The organism is Amycolatopsis orientalis DSM 40040 = KCTC 9412 (assembly GCF_000478275.1).
In the GTDB taxonomy this organism is placed as follows: Bacteria; Actinomycetota; Actinomycetes; order Mycobacteriales; family Pseudonocardiaceae; genus Amycolatopsis; species Amycolatopsis orientalis.
This window is the reverse complement of the sequence record NZ_ASJB01000004.1, coordinates 54900-71475: the sequence shown is the minus strand read 5'-3', so window position 1 is coordinate 71475 and position 16576 is coordinate 54900. Positions and strand designations below refer to the sequence as shown.

General features: G+C 68.3%; 13 protein-coding genes. 8 read left to right on the top strand and 5 right to left on the bottom strand.

The window, feature by feature from the left end; translation table 11 throughout:
* The first annotated feature begins 193 nt into the window (after window positions 1-193).
* The 3 genes from paaI to L324_RS00810 are packed head-to-tail and all read left to right on the top strand — an operon-like array spanning window position 194 to window position 2471.
* Complete coding sequence (paaI, locus tag L324_RS00820) at window positions 194-601, top strand: hydroxyphenylacetyl-CoA thioesterase PaaI (RefSeq protein ID WP_037303409.1); 408 nt, start codon at window positions 194-196, stop codon at window positions 599-601.
* Window positions 598-1881, top strand: coding sequence for a phenylacetate--CoA ligase PaaK (gene paaK / locus L324_RS00815; RefSeq protein ID WP_037303335.1), 1284 nt, complete (start codon window positions 598-600; stop codon window positions 1879-1881). The genes paaI and paaK overlap by 4 nt, the downstream gene beginning before the upstream one ends.
* A complete protein-coding gene (locus tag L324_RS00810) occupies window positions 1878-2471 on the top strand; it encodes a TetR/AcrR family transcriptional regulator (protein WP_037303334.1) in 594 nt (197 codons plus the stop codon). Before paaK ends, L324_RS00810 begins: the two co-directional genes overlap by 4 nt.
* 79 nt (window positions 2472-2550) lie before the next feature.
* Here L324_RS00810 and L324_RS00805 read toward each other — a convergent pair whose 3' ends face one another.
* Window positions 2551-2832: a hypothetical protein gene (locus L324_RS00805; protein ID WP_037303333.1), complete on the bottom strand. Its 282-nt coding sequence runs from the start codon at window positions 2830-2832 to the stop codon at window positions 2551-2553.
* 125 nt (window positions 2833-2957) lie between these two features.
* Between L324_RS00805 and L324_RS00800 the strand changes: the two genes are divergently transcribed.
* Window positions 2958-3623 carry a TetR/AcrR family transcriptional regulator gene (locus tag L324_RS00800; RefSeq protein ID WP_037303332.1) on the top strand — a complete coding sequence of 222 codons (666 nt, stop codon included), beginning with the start codon at window positions 2958-2960 and terminating at the stop codon, window positions 3621-3623.
* Here the strand turns inward: L324_RS00800 and L324_RS00795 are convergent.
* Complete coding sequence (locus L324_RS00795) at window positions 3550-4578, bottom strand: AraC family transcriptional regulator (RefSeq protein ID WP_037303330.1); 1029 nt, start codon at window positions 4576-4578, stop codon at window positions 3550-3552. The two genes, L324_RS00800 and L324_RS00795, sit on opposite strands and share 74 nt — an antisense overlap.
* A 78-nt stretch (window positions 4579-4656) precedes the next feature.
* Between L324_RS00795 and L324_RS00790 the strand changes: the two genes are divergently transcribed.
* The 3 genes from L324_RS00790 (at window position 4657) to L324_RS00780 (ending at window position 9011) form a co-directional block, all read left to right on the top strand.
* On the top strand, window positions 4657-5760 hold the full coding sequence (locus tag L324_RS00790; protein WP_037303408.1) for a winged helix DNA-binding domain-containing protein: 1104 nt from the start codon (window positions 4657-4659) through the stop codon (window positions 5758-5760).
* A gap of 129 nt (window positions 5761-5889) precedes the next feature.
* Entirely contained in the window at window positions 5890-7347 is a 1458-nt protein-coding gene (locus L324_RS00785) for a flavin-containing monooxygenase (RefSeq protein ID WP_037303328.1), read from the top strand.
* Window positions 7344-9011: a GMC oxidoreductase gene (locus L324_RS00780; RefSeq protein WP_037303326.1), complete on the top strand. Its 1668-nt coding sequence runs from the start codon at window positions 7344-7346 to the stop codon at window positions 9009-9011. The genes L324_RS00785 and L324_RS00780 overlap by 4 nt, the downstream gene beginning before the upstream one ends.
* Window positions 9012-9145: 134 nt before the next feature.
* Here L324_RS00780 and L324_RS00775 read toward each other — a convergent pair whose 3' ends face one another.
* Window positions 9146-10642: a chitinase gene (locus L324_RS00775; protein WP_037303325.1), complete on the bottom strand. Its 1497-nt coding sequence runs from the start codon at window positions 10640-10642 to the stop codon at window positions 9146-9148.
* A gap of 161 nt (window positions 10643-10803) precedes the next feature.
* On the opposite strand from L324_RS00775, the gene L324_RS00770 reads away from it, so the two are divergent.
* The gene (locus L324_RS00770) at window positions 10804-13173 is read left to right on the top strand and encodes a Tex family protein (protein ID WP_037303323.1); all 2370 of its coding nucleotides are present in this window, start codon (window positions 10804-10806) and stop codon (window positions 13171-13173) included.
* Between the two features lie 100 nt (window positions 13174-13273).
* Here L324_RS00770 and L324_RS00765 read toward each other — a convergent pair whose 3' ends face one another.
* Both L324_RS00765 and L324_RS00760 read right to left on the bottom strand, forming a co-directional pair.
* The gene (locus L324_RS00765; RefSeq protein ID WP_037303322.1) at window positions 13274-15004 is read right to left on the bottom strand and encodes an acyl-CoA dehydrogenase family protein; all 1731 of its coding nucleotides are present in this window, start codon (window positions 15002-15004) and stop codon (window positions 13274-13276) included.
* Between the two features lie 24 nt (window positions 15005-15028).
* Window positions 15029-16366 (bottom strand): serine hydrolase domain-containing protein, encoded by a 1338-nt coding sequence (locus L324_RS00760; protein ID WP_051173550.1) that lies wholly within the window; start codon window positions 16364-16366, stop codon window positions 15029-15031.
* Between the last annotated feature and the right edge of the window lie 210 nt (window positions 16367-16576).

The window sequence follows — 16576 nt, the reverse complement described above, 5'->3', positions numbered from 1 at the left end:
TTCGAATATGGTGAATTACAGACCGTCCGTTCAGTAATTCACTGTAGCTCGCGTCCCGGGTCTTGCAAACCCCCGGACGGCGGCGGATCCTTGACATCCACGCGGAAGCGCGCCTTTACTGGCGGCGCCCTTTAACAACCGTCCATTCGGTCAGTAACCAGGTGGTGTCATGACGACCAACGCGGCGCACGCGATGTTCGCCGACGATCTGGCGTCGAGCGCGCTGGGGATCGAGCTGATCGAGGCCGCCGAAGGGCACGCCGTCGCCACCATGCGGATCACCGAGACGATGGTGAACGGCCACGGCATCGCGCACGGCGGCTACGTCTTCCTGCTCGCCGACACGACGTTCGCCTGTGCTTGTAACAGCTATGGTCCGGTCACCGTCGCGTCCGGCGCGGAGATCTCCTTCGTCACGGCCGGACGGCTCGGCGACCACCTCATCGCCACCGCCACCGAGCGGACCCGCTACGGGCGCAACGGCATCTACGACGTCACCGTGCACCGGGAGACCCCCGAGGGTCCGGAGGTCGTCGCCGAATTCCGCGGCCGGAGCCGCACCATCGAGGCTGTGACATCAAAAGAAAGCCCTTCCCGATGACCTTCAGCGACGAAGCCGAGAACCTGACCATCGACGAACTGCAGGCGCTGCAACTGAAGCGTCTCCAGTGGACGCTGCGGCACGCCTACGACAACGTGCCGTTCTACACCAGGAAGTTCGACGAGGCAGGCGTCCACCCGGACGACTGCAAGGCGCTGGAAGACCTGGCGAAGTTCCCGTTCACCACCAAACAGGACCTGCGCGACAACTACCCGTTCGGCATGTTCGCCGTACCCGAGTCGCAGGTCAGCCGGATCCACGCGTCCAGCGGCACCACCGGCAAGCCGACCGTCGTCGGCTACACCGCCGAAGACATCGATACCTGGGCGACGGTGATGGCGCGGTCGATCCGCGCGGCGGGTGGACGGCCGGGCGACAAGGTCCACGTGGCCTACGGATACGGGCTGTTCACCGGCGGCCTCGGCGCGCACTACGGCGCCGAGAAACTGGGCTGCACGGTGATCCCCGCGTCCGGTGGCATGACCGCGCGCCAGGTGCAGATCATCACCGACTTCAAACCCGAGATCATCATGGTCACGCCGTCGTACATGCTCACGCTGCTCGACGAATTCGAGCGCCAGGGCGTCGACCCGCAGGCCAGTTCGCTCAAGGTCGGCATCTTCGGCGCGGAACCGTGGACCGAGCAGATGCGCGCGGAGATCGAAGAGCGCGTCGGCATCGACGCCGTCGACATCTACGGCCTGTCCGAGGTGATGGGGCCCGGCGTCGCGCAGGAATGCGTCGAAACCAAGGACGGGCTGCACATCTGGGAGGACCACTTCTACCCCGAGGTGATCGACCCGTTCACCGAGAAGACCGTCGACGGCACCGGTGAGCTGCTGTTCACCTCGCTCACCAAACAGGCGCTGCCGATCATCCGCTACCGCACCCGCGACCTCACCCGGCTGCTCCCGGGCACCGCGCGGCCGGCGTACCGGCGGATGGAGAAGGTGACCGGCCGCACCGATGACATGATCATCCTGCGTGGCGTCAACGTCTTCCCCACGCAGATCGAGGAAGTCGTGCTGGTGACCCCCGCGCTCACCCCGCATTTCCAGTTGATCCGGTCCACGAAGGGCCGGATGGACCACCTGACGGTCCGCGTCGAGGCCCGCCCGGACGCGACGGCCGAGCAGCGCGCCGAAGCCGCCGCGCGACTGATCGCCGGGGTCAAGGACGGGGTCGGCGTGAGCGTCGGCGTCGAGGTGGTCGACCCGGATACCCTGGTGCGTTCGCTGGGCAAGATGCGCCGCGTCCTCGACGAACGGGACCGCGGTTGAGCACGCCCGCCCGACGGGGGCGCCCCGGGTACGACCTCGAATCGCTGCTGCAGGTCGCGGTCAAGCTGTTCAACGAACGCGGCTACGACGGCACCAGCATGGAGGACCTCTCCCGCAAGCTCGGCATCACGAAATCCGCGATCTACCACCACGTGCCGAGCAAGGAGGAGCTGCTGCGGCTCGCCGTCGACCGCGCGCTGAACGGCCTGTTCGCCGTCGCCGCCGAGACGGAGTCCTTCGAGGGCAGGGCGATCGAGAAGCTGGAGCATCTGGTGCGGGGCAGTGTCCTCGTGCTGGTGGAGCAGCTGCCGTTCGTCACCCTGCTGCTGCGGGTCCGCGGCAACACCAAGATCGAACGGGCCGCGCTGGCGCGGCGGCGCGAATTCGACCGGCTGGTGACGGAACTGGTCAAACAGGCCGAAACCGAGGGCGACGTGCGGCCCGACATCGATCCCGCGGTCACCGCGCGGCTGCTGTACGGCATGGTGAACTCGCTGATCGAGTGGTACCGGCCGCGCCGTGGCTCCGCGGGCACCGAACTGGCGGACGCGGTCTGCAAGATCGCCTTCGACGGCCTGCGGGCCCAGTAGGCGGGGCTGAAGGACGCTTTCACCGCATCGGACGCGGTGAAGGGCGCTTTCCCCGCGTCCGATGCGGTGAAGGCGCCCTTCAGCTACTCCCGGCGGCCTTCGGTGGCTGCCGCGCCTGCCAGATCAGCGCGTCACGCAGCTGCTGGATGAGCTGTTCGTCGTCGGCCTCCGAGGGATCGACGCCGAGCGGGATCCACCGCTCGCCCACCTTGGCGCCGTTCTCGAAGCTGGTGATCACGATGCCCGCGTACGAGACGCATTCGTCCGCGGTGTCACCCTCGATCCGGACGTCACGGTGCTGCAGCCGCACACTGACCCACCGCCCGGAACGGCGGACCGGATCGCGCTCAGCACTGGCCATTCGTCCCTACCTATGACGCCCGGTCCCCCCGCCCCCAACGTCGCCGCCGGGCCTCGGAGGGTTACCGGTGGGTTGTTCCGAATGAGTAACGACAAGCGCTCACCTGAAACAGTTACGCTCGGCCCATGGACACCGAGCCGGAGAGCCGGCGCCGCCGCCTCGAACCGGCCGCCCGGCGTGCCGAGATCCTGGCCGCGGCGCGACGGCTGTTCGGCGCGGGCACGTACGCCTCCGTCTCGACGTCGGACATCGCGAAGGCCGCCGGAGTGGCCAGGCCGCTGATCAACCACTACTTCGGCGGCAAGCGCGAGCTGTACCTGGAAGTGGTCCGGCAGATGATGATCGTGCCGGCGCCCGTGGTCGAGAACCTGCCCGACACGACCGCCGAGGAACGGCTCGCGATCAGCGTCCGGCACTGGATCGAGGTGGTCGAGCGCAACGAGCAGGCGTGGCTGACCGCGATCGGCCAGGAGGCCGTCGGCCGCGATCCGGACGTCGAGCGCATCATGCTGGAGGCCGACGAGATCGCCGCCGACCGCGTGCTCGCGGCCGCGCTGATGAGCGACATCACCGAAGGTCGTGAAGAACTCCGCGCGATGATCCGCTCGTACGGCGGGATGCTGCGCGCGGCGTCCCGCGAGTGGCTGATCCGCGGCACGCTCGGCCGCGAGGAACTGCGGGTCTTCCTCACCGAGTCGATCCTGCACCTGCTGCGGGTCACCTACCCGGCCGTCCTCGCAACGCGTTCCGCCGGGCATAGGCCGCCGGCGTCATCCCCTTCCAGCGTTTGAAGGCGTAGATGAAGCTCGACGCCTCGGCGTAGCCCAGCCGCAGCGCGACGTCCTCGACGCTGAGCGCGCCGGTGTCGAGCATCTCCTCCGCCAGCGCCTGGCGGACCTCGTCCAGCAGCGCGCGGTAGCCGGTCCCGGCCTCGAACAGCCGTCGCCGCAGGGTCCGGGGGCTGAGCGCGAGCTGCCGCGCGACCTCCTCCATCCCCGCGTCGACCCCGCCGAGCCGCACCAGTCTTTCCCGGACCTGCTGGGCGATCCCGGACCGCTCCCGTTTCCGCGACACCAGCAGCTCGCATTGCGCGGCACAGACCGCGACGGTCTGGTCGTTGGCCTGTGGCAGCGGTTTGTCGAGAAGGAGCGGGTCCAGGGTGGCGACCTGCGACGGCGCCGAGAACGACGGCACCAGGCCGAAGGTCCGCACGTATTCGTCCACAAGGGACGGACGTTCGTGCCGGAAAGCCAAGGAGCGCAAGGAGATTTCCGGCATGATGTCGCGCATGACGGTGTGGATGGCGCCGAGGTCACGCAGGACCAGGAAGCGGGCGACGTCGGCGGGCACACGGCTGTCGTCCATGGTCAGCGCGAGCCGTCCGGCTTCCAGCGTCACGTGCGGAATGCAGAAGGTGAAGCTCAGGTCCAGGTACTTCAGCGCGAAGCGCATCGCGTCACCCAGCGTCGGGCTGCTGATGCACGCGAAGCCGAAGATGCCGAACGCGCTGACGCGGTACCGCCTGCTCAGCCGCAGCGCGACATCGTCCCCGCCGCCGAGTCCGCGGACCAGCTCGCGGACCACCGCGAGTTCCTGGCGCGCGTCGACCTGGCCGTCGACGGGGGCGTGCTCGTAGTTCTCCAGTCCCGTGATGCCGTTCTCGGCGGCGAAGCGGGCCATGAGCACGATGCTCGCCGTGCCGCGTGGGTAGTCCCAGTCCCGGATCACCGGCGGCGGTAGTTCCATGGCCGGGATTATGGATCCCGGCAGCGATCGGCGCACTGAGGACCATAACTGTCCTGGATGCCGATTAAGGTGACCGTCATGTCCGACACGTTGAGCAGGCGCGCGCTGAACCGCGCCATGCTGGACCGGCAGCTGCTGCTCCGGCGTTCGAAGATGACCGCGCTCGAGGCGGTCGAGCACCTCGCCGGGTTGCAGGCGCAGGCCCCCAACCCGCCGTACTTCGCGCTGTGGACGCGGCTGCACGGCTTCCGCCAGGACGACCTGGCCGAGCTGCTGCTGGACAGGAGTGTCGTGCGGATCGCGCTCATGCGCGGCACCGTGCACCTGGTGACGCCCTCGGACGCGCTGACGTGGCGGCCCATCGTGCAGCCCCTCTACGACCGGTCGGTGACCGGCAACACCCAGTTCGGCCCTGACATCAAGGACCTCGACCACCAGGAGATCGCCCGCACCGCCCGCAAACTGCTCGGCGAGCGGCCGCTTTCGTCGGCGGGCCTCGGCGCGGAACTGGCGAAGCATTGGGAGGGCGTCGCGCCGTCGTCGCTGGTGCACGTCGCGCGGGCGCTGCTGCCGCTGGTGCAGATCCCGCCGCGCGGCGTCTGGGGCAAGTCGGGACAGCCGACCTATCAGACCACCGGGGACTGGCTCAGCGCCGAACCGGACGCGACGCCGTCGCCGGAAGCGATGTTCCGGCGGTATCTGGCCGCGTTCGGACCGGCCAGCGTGCAGGACGCGCAGGCGTGGGCCGGGATCACGAAACTCGGTGAAGTCGCCGAGCGGCTGCGGCCGGAACTGCGGGTGTTCCGTGACGAGAACGGGCGCGAGCTGTTCGATCTGGAAGACGCGCCGCGGCCGGATCCGGACACCCCCGCGCCGGCGCGGCTGCTGGGGCCCTTCGACCAGACGATCCTGTCCTACGCCGACCGCACGCGGGTGATCAGCGACGAGTACCGCAAGGTCGTCATCACCCAGAACGGCCTGGTCAAGGGCACCATCCTGGTCGGCGGGTTCGTGAAGGGCTTCTGGGAGATCAAGACGGTGAAGAAGGCGGCTTCGGTGACGATCACGCCCTTCGAGCGCGTCCCGAAGCGCGATCTGGACGCCCTCGAGAGCTCCGCCCACCGCCTCCTGACCTGGGCGCACCCGACGTCCGAGTCCCACTCCGTGCATTTCGTCCTCTGAATGCTGTCCTTGCACACGCAAGTACCGCATCCAGAGGACGAAACGCGGGAGTAGGGTGGCCGGAAATCTCGATTGAGTGGCCGGACGTGCACTTCCGGGAGGGCCGATCGGTGCGTAACTTCGATCGGCATGGGCAAGACGAGCGTGCTGATCGTAGGGACGGGCTTCGGCGGGGTCGGGACGGCGATCGAGCTCAAACGCGCCGGGATCGACGACTTCACCATCCTGGAAAGCGCCGACGAACCAGGCGGGGTCTGGCGGGAGAACACCTACCCCGGAGCGGGCTGCGACATCCCGTCACCGCTGTACTCGTTCTCCTACGAACCCAATCCCGACTGGCCGAAGCGGTTCTCGCTGCAGCCCGACATCCACGCCTACCTCAAACGCGTGGTGCGCCGCTACGGGCTCGAACCGCACATCCGCTTCGGCACCCGCGTCACCGCCGCCGTCTTCGACGAGGAGCGCGGGCTCTGGCGTATCGAAACCGCGGGCGGCGAGACGTACGAAGCGAACGTCTTCGTCCCCGCCGTCGGGCAGCTGTCGCGGCCGGTCCAACCGGACATCCCCGGCCAGGACACCTTCGAAGGCGCGAGCTTCCACTCCGCCCGGTGGGACCACGACGTCGATCTTCACGGCAAGAAGGTCGCGGTGATCGGCACCGGCGCGAGCGCGATCCAGTTCGTGCCCGAACTCCAGCGTCAGGCCGCGGAGCTGACGGTGTTCCAGCGCACCGCGCCCTACATCCTGGCCAAACGGGACACCGCCTACCGGCGCTGGCAGCAGCGGCTGTTCCGCTCGCTGCCGGCCACACAACTGCTCGGCAGGCTCCGGATCTTCCTCCTCGCCGAGTACGCGACCTACGCGATGACGAAACATCCGTCGCTGGCCAAGGTCTTCGAGCTGCGGGCGGCCCAGTTGCGCCGCCGCCACATCAAGGACCCAACCCTGCGCGCGAAGCTCACCCCGGATTACCCCTTGGGCTGCAAGCGGATCCTGTTCACCAACGAGTACCTGCCCGCGCTGGCACGGCACAACGTCGCGGTGGAGACCCGGCACATCAGCGCGATCACCCCGTCCGGGGTGCTCACCGAGGACGGCGTCGAGCACGAGGCCGACGTCATCGTCTACGGAACCGGTTTCGCGGCAACGGATTTCCTCGGCGAACTCAAGGTGGAGGGGCTCGGCGGCAGGTCGCTGTCCGACGCGTGGAAAGGCGGCGCGCGGGCGTACCTCGGCATGACCGTGCCGGGATTCCCCAACCTGTTCTGCGTCTACGGCCCCAACACCAACCTCGGCGCGGGCTCCATCATCTACATGATCGAACGGCAGGCCCGCTACATCCGTCAGGCCGTCGAACATCTCAGCCGTCCCGGAGTGTCCTATATGGACGTCGTACCCGAGGTCGAACAACGCTACGACGAGGAGATCCAGCGACGGCTGGGCCAGAGTGTCTGGACGACCTGCGCCAGCTGGTACCGCCAGGACAACGGCCGCGTGAGCACGAACTGGCCGGGACTGGTGACCGAATACGACCGCCGGACGAAGAAGCTCGACCTCGGCGACTACCGGACGGCGGGCCCGCGATGAACTACGACGTGCTGGTGATCGGCTCCGGTTTCGGCGGCAGCGTGACCGCGTTACGGCTCACCGAAAAGGGTTACCGCGTCGGCGTACTGGAGACCGGCCGCAGGTTCGCCGACGACGAGTTCGCGAAGACGTCGTGGCGCCTGCGGAAGTACCTGTGGGCCCCGAAGCTGGGCTGCTTCGGCATCCAGCGGCTGACCCTGCTGAAGAACACGTTCGTGCTGAGCGGCGCGGGCGTCGGGGGCGGCTCGCTCGTCTACGCGAACACGCTCTACGAACCCCCGGACACCTTCTACCAAGACCCGCAATGGGCGCATATCACCGACTGGAAGGCCGAACTCGCCCCGCATTACGACCAGGCGAAACGGATGCTGGGCGTGGTGGAGAACCCGCTGGTCACCCCGGCCGACCGGGTGCTGCGCGAGGTCGCCGAGGACATGGGCATCGCGGACACCTACCGGCCGACCCCGGTCGGCGTCTATTTCGGGAAACGCGATGTCGACCCGTTCTTCGGCGGCGAAGGCCCCACCCGGAAACCGTGCACGCACTGCGGCGAATGCATGACCGGCTGCCGGGTCGGCGCGAAGAACACGACCGTCAAGAACTACCTGTACCTGGCGGAGAAGGCGGGCGCGGAGGTCCATCCGCTGACCACCGCGGTGTCGGTCCGGCCGATCGACGGCGGCTACGCGGTGGACACCGTCCAAACAGGACGCTGGGTACGCAAGCGGAAACGGACCTTCACCGCCACGGAAGTCGTCTTCGCCGCCGCTTCCCTGGGGACGCAACGACTCCTGCATTCCCTGAAGGACTCCGGCACGCTGCCGAACCTGTCGCCACGGTTGGGCTTGCTCGCCAGGACCAACTCCGAGGCCGTGCTCGCCGCGCGGTCGCTGCGGAAGGACACCGACTTCACCCGCGGCGTCGCGATCACGTCGTCGATTCACCCCGACGCCGTCACCCACGTCGAACCGGTGCGGTACGGCAAGGGCAGCAACTTCATGGGCCTGCTGACGACGGTGCTCGTCGACGCCGAGCCCGGGAAACGCCGGTGGGTACTGGGCTTGCGCGAGCTACGGCGGAACTGGCGGCACCTGGCGCGGCTGCACAATCCGCGGCGCTGGTCGGAGCGGATGGTCGGGCTGCTGGTGATGCAGACGCTGAACAATTCCGTGACCACGTACACGAAACGCGGGCTCTTCGGCCGCCGGATGACCACGAAACAGGGCGTCGGCGACCCGAATCCGGAGTGGATCCCGGCCGGGCACGAGGTCACCCGGCGGGTGGCGGACAAGATCGGCGGACTGGCGCAGGGTGCCTGGACCGATCTGGCGAACATCCCGATCACCGGGCATTTCATCGGCGGTTGCGCGATCGGCGAGAGTCCCGAAGCCGGCGTCGTCGACCCGTACCAGCGGGTGCACGGCCATCCCGGCCTGCACATCGCCGACGGTTCGGCGATCTCGGCGAACCTCGGGGTGAACCCGTCGCTGACCATCACCGCCCAGGCGGAACGCGCGATGTCGTTGTGGCCCAACAAGGGCGAGGCCGACCCGCGGCCGCCGCTGGGCTCCCCCTACCGTCGCCTGTCCCCCGTCGCCCCGCTCAAGCCGGTGGTGCCCCCACACGCCCCGGCCGCCCTCCATCTGCCCCTCACCCCGCTCTGACCTCATGCATTTCGTCCTCTGGATGCGGTAGTTGCGTGTGCAAGTACCGCATCCAGAGGACGAAACGCAGGCAATGGAAGGGGCGGGTGCCGCCGCCCACGCGACGCCGGCACCCGCCCCGGTCTAGCGGATCATCACGGGAGGCCGGCCAGGCCCGCGCTCACCGTGTTCGACCACGCGTAGCCCTGCGAGGCGTCCCAGTTGATCGACCAGGTCATCGCGCCGCGGATCGCCGGGTACGTCGTCGCCGGCTTGAACGAACCGCAGTTGGTGCCCTTCGCCAGGCAGTTCAGCGCGTTGACCGTGTTGCCGGGCGCCTGGTAGCCGCCACCGGCCGCCGAGCCCGACGCGGGCAGCCCGAGCCCGACCTGGTCGGCCCGCAGGCCACCCTGCAACTGGATGCAGGCCAGCGAGGTGAGGAAGTCGACCGTGCCCTGCGAGTAGACCTTCTGGTCGCATCCGAGCATCGCGCCGCTGTTGTAGTACTGCATGTTGACGATCGTCAGGATGTCCTTGACGTTCAGCGCCAGCTTGAAGTACTCCGCCGCCGGGCTCTGCATGTCGATCGTCTGCGGCGCCATGGTGATGACCGTGCCGCCCGCCGCGTGGATGCTGCGCAGTGCCTGCGCCATGTACGTCGCGTTGACGCCGTTCTCGAGGTCGATGTCGACGCCGTCGAAGCCGTAGGTCGCGATGAGGGACTTCATGCTGTTCGAGAAGTTCGTCGCCGCGGCCGAGGACTCGACGCGGATCGTGCCCTTCTCCCCGCCGACGGACAGGATGACCTTCTGGCCGCGTGCCTGCGCCGTCTTGATGTCGGCCTTGAACTGCGCGTCGGTGTAGCCGCCGAGCTGGCTCGACAGACCGGAGTCGAGGGTGAAGGTGACCGCCCCCGGCGTGGCCGTCGCGTCGGCGAAGGACACCGCGATGATGTTGTACTTCGTCGGGACGTCGGCGAGCTTGAGCGCCTTCGCGCCGTTGTAGAAGTTCTGCCAGTACCCGGTGATCACGTGCTTCGGCAGGTTCCCGGTCGGCGGGGTGCTCGTCGTGGTCGTCGGCGGCTCGCTCGTCGTGGTGGTGGTCGTCGGACTCGTGGACGTCGTCGGCGTGGTCGGGGTCGTGGTCGGCGAACCGCCGGGGCCGTCGAGGTTGACGTCGTCCGCGAAGTAGGCGGGCTGGCCGTACCAGCCGTGCAGGTAGATCTCGACGCTCGTGGTCGACGCGCCGGTGGTGAAGCTCAGCGAGAGCTGGCTCCAGCTACCGCCACCGGGGGTCCAGGTGTTCTTGTCCCCCGTCCCGGTGCCGGTGACCCCGAGGTAGGTGTAGCTGCCCTGCACCCACGCGGACAGCGTGTACGCGGTGTTGGCCTTCACCGGCACGCTCTGCGAGCAGCGGGCGTTGTCCTGTCCGGCGGGGGTGGCGCTGAGCGCGCGGCTGCCCGAGTGGACCGGCGTGCTGACCACGGCGTTGGCGCCGGAACAGGTCCAGCCGCTCGTGGTCCCGAGTTCGAAACCCGGATTGGTGAGGATGTTGGCGGCCGAGGCGCTGCCCGAGACCGCGAAAGTCACCCCCAGGCACACGGCCAGTGACGACAACAGGGCGAGGAACGCGTGTTTCGGCTTGACTTTCACAGCTGGCCTCCACGAACGGGTGACGTCGGCCACATCAAAATGGACTAGACCAATACACCTGTCAAGGGTTCGGTTAGGGGAGGCCATACGAAAGTCGGCTCGGTACGCGCGGCAGAATGCAGGGTCCGAGAGCACCCGAGGGCGGATTCAGGAGCGTGGGAGTGAGCGTGCAGGGCCTGCAGACAGTCGAGCAGAAGATCGCCGAAGAACTCGGTGTGCGCGAAGGGCAGGTCAAGGCGGCCGTCGACCTGCTGGACGGCGGATCGACCGTGCCGTTCATCGCCCGGTACCGCAAGGAGGCCACCGGGATGCTGGACGACACCCAGCTCCGCACGCTCGAAGAACGCCTCCGCTACCTGCGGGAACTCGGCGAGCGCAAGGTCGCCGTGCTGGAGTCGATCCGCAGCCAGGGCAAGCTGGACGAGGCGCTCGAAGCCTCGATCATGGCGGCGGACACCAAGTCCCGCCTCGAGGACATCTACCTGCCGTACAAGCCCAAGCGGCGCACCAAGGCGATGATCGCCCGCGAGGCCGGGCTGGAGCCGCTCGCCGACGGGCTGCTGAGCGACCCGAACACCGACCCGCATGCCGCGGCCGCGGTGTTCGTCGACGCCGACAAGGGTGTCGCGGACGCGCAGGCCGCGCTCGACGGCGCCCGCGCGATCCTCGTCGAACGCTTCGCCGAGGACGGCGACCTCATCGGTGAACTGCGCGAGAAGATGTGGAACCAGGGCCGTCTCGCCTCGAAGGTGCGCGAAGGCAAGGCCGACGAGGGCGCGAAGTTCTCCGACTACTTCGACTTCTCCGAGCCCTACACCAAACTCCCCTCGCACCGGATCCTCGCGATGCTGCGCGGCGAGAAGGAGGAGATCCTCGACCTCACGATGGAGCCCGAGGAGCCGTCCGACGAGCCGAAGACCGGGCCGACCGACTACGAGGTCCGCATCGCGCACAAGTTCGGGATCGCCAACGAGGGCCACCCGGCCGACAAATGGCTCACCGACACCGTCCGCTGGGCCTGGCGCACGAAGATCCTGCTGCACCTGGGAATCGACCTGCGGATGCGGCTGCGCCAGTCGGCCGAGGACGACGCCGTCCGCGTGTTCGCCGCGAACCTGCGCGACCTGCTGCTCGCCGCCCCGGCGGGCACCCGCGCCACGATGGGCCTCGACCCGGGTTTCCGCACCGGCGTCAAGGTCGCCGTCGTCGACGCGACCGGCAAGGTCGTCGACACCCACGTCATCTACCCGCACCAGCCCGCCAACAAATGGGACCAGTCGATCGCCGAACTGGCCGCGCTGTGCGCCCGGCACAAGGTGGACCTGATCTCGATCGGCAACGGCACCGCCTCCCGCGAGACCGACAAGCTCGCCGGTGAGCTGATCAAGAAGCACCCGGAACTGAAGCTGACCAAGGCCGTCGTCTCCGAGGCCGGCGCGTCGGTCTACTCGGCGTCGGCGTTCGCGTCGCAGGAACTGCCGGGCATGGACGTGTCGCTGCGCGGCGCGGTCTCCATCGCGCGACGGCTGCAGGACCCGCTGGCCGAACTGGTGAAGATCGACCCGAAGTCGATCGGGGTCGGGCAGTACCAGCACGACCTGTCGGAGATCTCCCTGTCGCGCTCGCTCGACGCGGTGGTCGAAGACTGCGTGAACGCGGTCGGCGTGGACGTCAACACCGCGTCGGCGCCGCTGCTGACCCGCGTCTCGGGCATCACGACGAGCCTGGCGGAGAACATCGTGGCGCACCGCGACCAGAACGGCCCGTTCAAGACGCGCAGCGGGCTCAAGGAGGTCGCACGGCTCGGCCCGAAGGCCTTCGAGCAGTGCGCGGGCTTCCTCCGGATCCCGGACGGCGACGACCCGCTCGACTCGTCCTCGGTGCACCCGGAGGCGTATCCGGTGGTGCGGCGGATCCTGTCCTCGACCGGCACCGACATCCGCTCGCTGATCGGCAACTCGCGGACGCTGCAGGCGCTGAAGCCGACGGAGTTCGTCGACGAGACCTTCGGCCTCCCGACGGTGACCGACATCCTCGCCGAACTCGAAAAGCCGGGCCGCGACCCGCGTCCGGCGTTCAAGACCGCGACCTTCGCCGAGGGCGTCGAGAAGATCGGCGACCTCAAGCCGGGGATGCGGCTGGAAGGCGTCGTGACGAACGTGGCCGCGTTCGGCGCGTTCATCGACGTCGGCGTGCACCAGGACGGCCTCGCACACGTCTCCGCGCTGTCGAAGAACTTCGTCAAGGACCCGCGTGAGGTCGTGAAGCCCGGCGACATCGTCAAGGTGAAGGTGCTGGAAGTCGACGTGCCGCGCAAGCGGATCTCGCTGACCCTGCGGCTGGACGACGAACCGGGCAAGCCTGCTCGCGAGCAGGGCGGCGGGCGCGATCGCGGTCAGGGGGGTGGCGGCCAGCGTCAGGGCGGTCAGCGTCAGGGTGGTGGTAGCCGAGGTGGCCGGGACCGTGGAGGGAACTCTGGAGGGGGCGGCGCTATGGCGGACGCGCTCCGGAAGGCCGGCTTCGGCAAGTAAGGGTTGGGCGCGTTAGAAGCGGCTGAAGGGCGCTTTCCCCGCATGTGATGCGAGGAAAGCGTCCTTCACCGCGTCAGATGAGGGGAAAGCGTCCTTCAGCTCACGGGGCCATCTCGTAGGCGCCGGAGAGATCCCGCACGAGCGACCACACGTGGTCGAAGCGGGCCGCGTCGACGACGGGCTTCCGGATCGAAGCCAGCGCGAGCGCCTGCTGCGCCTCGGTCGAGGACGACTTCCCGTGCAGCTCGACCGCGGTGGCGCTGAAGTCCTGCACCAGGATGGCGAAGATCTGGTCGACGACCTCGGTCTCGATGCCGGTGATCTCCGCCTGCTCCAGCACCAGCTGTCCGTAGACGACCAGCGTGAACAGCTCGGTCAGCGCGAGCCCGAAGTCGATGTCCTGCTGCTGCGCCTCGTCCGGGGCCGCGTCGGTGAACAGCTTCACCAGTGCCTCGGCCTGCTCGGTGAACCGGGCGACGTTCGGGATCGCGGACGCCTTCGCGTAGGCCTCGCGCCAGTCGTGGAACCGCACCTTCGACAGCCCGCGTGCCGGGCCCTGCCGGAACAGGAACTCGTCGTCGGCGGCGTCGGTGCGCGTCGGCACCGGCTCGTAGGCCTGCGGCGCGAACAGGTACGCGGGCACGAACTTCGCGATCAGCGCGAGGTTCACCGCCACCGTGCCTTCCAGCTTCGGCAGGCCGTCGATGTCGTTCTTGGACATCGCCAGATAGGTGTCGGCCTCGAAACCCTTGGCCGCCACCACATCCGCGACCAGGCCGATGACCTTCTGCGCCTCGGTGGTCACCTTCATCTTGGTGATCGGGTTGAACAGCAGATACCGGCGGTCGTCCGGATTCGCGCTGCGGAAGTAGTCCACGGCACGGTCGGAGAACAGCTTCATCGCGATGAGCCGCGCGTACGCCTCGACGAATTCCCGGCGCACGTGCGGGAATTCGGTGACCTTCTTGCCGTAGAGCACCCGGTTGTGCGCGTGCGTGATCGCTTCGTACAGCGAGTGCGTCGACATCCCGATGCCGCCGAAGCACAGGTTGAACTTGCCGATGTTGACCGTGTTCAGCGCCGCGGAGAACGCTTCGGCGCCGACGTGCAGAATGTCCTCTTCGGACACCGGGTAGTCGTCGAGCCTGAACTCGGCGACGTACATCTGGGACGGCACGACGTTCTTCACCACGTGGTAGTTCGGGTGCTCCGAGTCCGCGTAGAAGAACACGTACTGGTCCGGGCCTTCGACACCGTCGATGCGACCGAAGACCGACACGGTCCGCGCGCAGTTCCCGTTGCCGATGTAGTACTTCGACCCGTTCGCGCGGTAACCGCCCGCACCGTCCGGGGTCAGCACGAGGTCCGACGAGTAGATGTCGGCGCCATGCTCCTTTTCGGACAGTCCGAACGCGGCGACGCCACCGGCCGCGAGCGAGTCCGCCGCGCGTTTGCGGGCGGCCTCGTTCGCGCTCTGCCACACCGGGCCGAGGCCCAGGATGGTCACCTGCCAGGGGTACCAATAATTCAAGCCATAGAAGCCGAGGATTTCCGACAGCGCCGCGACGCGCGCGGTGTCCCAGCGCTTGTCGGGATCGCCCTCGGCGTTGACGCCGGGAGTGAGGAACGTCGAGAACAGCCCTTCCTTGCCCGCGAACTCGATGAAGTCCGCGTAGAAGGTCCGGTCGTGGTAGTCCTCGACGAGCTTGCGCTTGCCTCGCTGTTCGAACCACTCGATGGTGGCACGCAGCAGGCGACGCGTCTCCGGGTCGAACTGCCGTGGGTCGTACCCACCCGGGTTCAGCAACAACGCGGTCGCCTTTTCGCTCATCGTCACTCCTGGTCGCCGAAGTTACTACCCGGTAACCGTAGCGCGCCGCTTCGCCGTCCGGCCACCGAACTCGACCGAAGTCACCTCCCCGTGCTCATTCCGCAGGAAGCGGGCGGTGGGGCGCCGGGTGTCGGCGGCCGGGGCGATCGCGTCTTCCGCCACGAAGACGGCTTCGAACGGCGGCGGCGACGGGAAGTCCTCGATGTCGGCGACCATCTGGGCCTGCAGCGCGCCGTCACGGTCGCTCACCACGAACGCCAAGTCGCCGGTCTGATAGCGGCCGAGGTACTCGGCGATGTCCGGCTGGGGCACCGGCGGCAAGTTCGTGAGCGGAGACAACCCGATCAGATGCTCCAGGCACCAGTCGACGATCTTCGCGCCCAGCACCGCCCCACCCGCGCTGTTGGTCAGCACCGTGACGGCGAAGTCCTCCTCCGGCAACGTCACGAAGTCCGACAACTGCAGGTTGCTCACGTTGCCGCCGTGCCGGACCAGCCGCGCGGCGCCGTGGCTCGTGTGCAGCCAGCTCAGCCCGACCTCCTCGAACCGCAGCGCGGCCTTGCGCTGCGGCGCGCGCAGGAGGTCGCGGGTGGCGTCGCTGACCGGCGGCTTGCCCTCGGCCTCGCCGGTCAGGAAGAAGCGGGCCCACTTCAGCTGGTCCCCCGCCGTCGACCACAGGCCGCCGCTCGCGCTGTCCGCTCGGGTCAGGCCCACCGTGTGTTCGACAGCCGGTCCGCCATCGCGCATCACGTGCCCGACGGCGTGACGGCGCGTGAGCACCTCCCACGGCAGGTAATACGACTCGGTCATGCCCAGCGGTTCGAGCAGCCGGGCGCGGACCACGTCCTCGAAGGGTTCACCCGCCACGACCTCGACGACCCGTCCGGCCAGCTGGAACCCGGCGTTGCAGTAGGAGAACACCTCGCCGGGCGGGAAGGTCTGCGGCAGCTCGCCGAATTTCGCGATCGCCAGTGCCAGCGCGTCGTCGCCCCACCCGGTGGTGAAGTCGACGTCGCCGAGGAACCCGGCCGAATGCGTGAGCAGATGGCGCAGGGTCACCGTCTTCCGCGCCACCGGATCCGCCAGCGGGAGATCGGGAAGGTACTCGACGACCGGCCTGTCCAGCTCCAGCGCACCGTCTTCGACCAGGGCCAGCACGGCTGTCGCGGCGAAGGTCTTGCTGGTGGACCCGATCATGAACAGGGTGCCGGGATCGACCGGCAGCCCGGTGTCCACACTGGACACCCCGGTGGCGAACACCGACTCCTCGCCCCGGTGCGTCACCCCCACCACGGCCCCCGGGACGCCCGCCTCACGTGCCCCCTCGTCGAGCACGCCTCGCAGCTCCTGAACGTTCGACACCCGTGTCCCCTTTCGTACGGTCAGGCCAGCGTTTCACCGCGCCGCCGCCTCCGTCTCGTACGAACAGACGAACCTCGCCGGGCCGATGCGGGCGATATCACGTAGTCCGGGAGATCAGGACCGGGTACACTGGACAACGCGGTCCGCTCAGTTCTGCCTCGGGCCGCGTTTCGTTGTCGAAGACCACGCGCCGCGGCCCCCCGAGGTCTG

Bases quoted from the DNA above. Each gene is read 5' to 3' on its own strand.
- paaI (WP_037303409.1), top strand. From the start codon at position 194: ATGTTCGCCGACGATCTGGCGTCGAGCGCGCTGGGGATCGAGCTGATC.
- paaK (WP_037303335.1), top strand. From the start codon at position 598: ATGACCTTCAGCGACGAAGCCGAGAACCTGACCATCGACGAACTGCAG.
- L324_RS00805 (WP_037303333.1), bottom strand. From the start codon at position 2,832: ATGGCCAGTGCTGAGCGCGATCCGGTCCGCCGTTCCGGGCGGTGGGTC.
- L324_RS00800 (WP_037303332.1), top strand. From the start codon at position 2,958: ATGGACACCGAGCCGGAGAGCCGGCGCCGCCGCCTCGAACCGGCCGCC.
- L324_RS00795 (WP_037303330.1), bottom strand. From the start codon at position 4,578: ATGGAACTACCGCCGCCGGTGATCCGGGACTGGGACTACCCACGCGGC.
- L324_RS00790 (WP_037303408.1), top strand. From the start codon at position 4,657: ATGTCCGACACGTTGAGCAGGCGCGCGCTGAACCGCGCCATGCTGGAC.
- L324_RS00785 (WP_037303328.1), top strand. From the start codon at position 5,890: ATGGGCAAGACGAGCGTGCTGATCGTAGGGACGGGCTTCGGCGGGGTC.
- L324_RS00780 (WP_037303326.1), top strand. From the start codon at position 7,344: ATGAACTACGACGTGCTGGTGATCGGCTCCGGTTTCGGCGGCAGCGTG.
- L324_RS00765 (WP_037303322.1), bottom strand. From the start codon at position 15,004: ATGAGCGAAAAGGCGACCGCGTTGTTGCTGAACCCGGGTGGGTACGAC.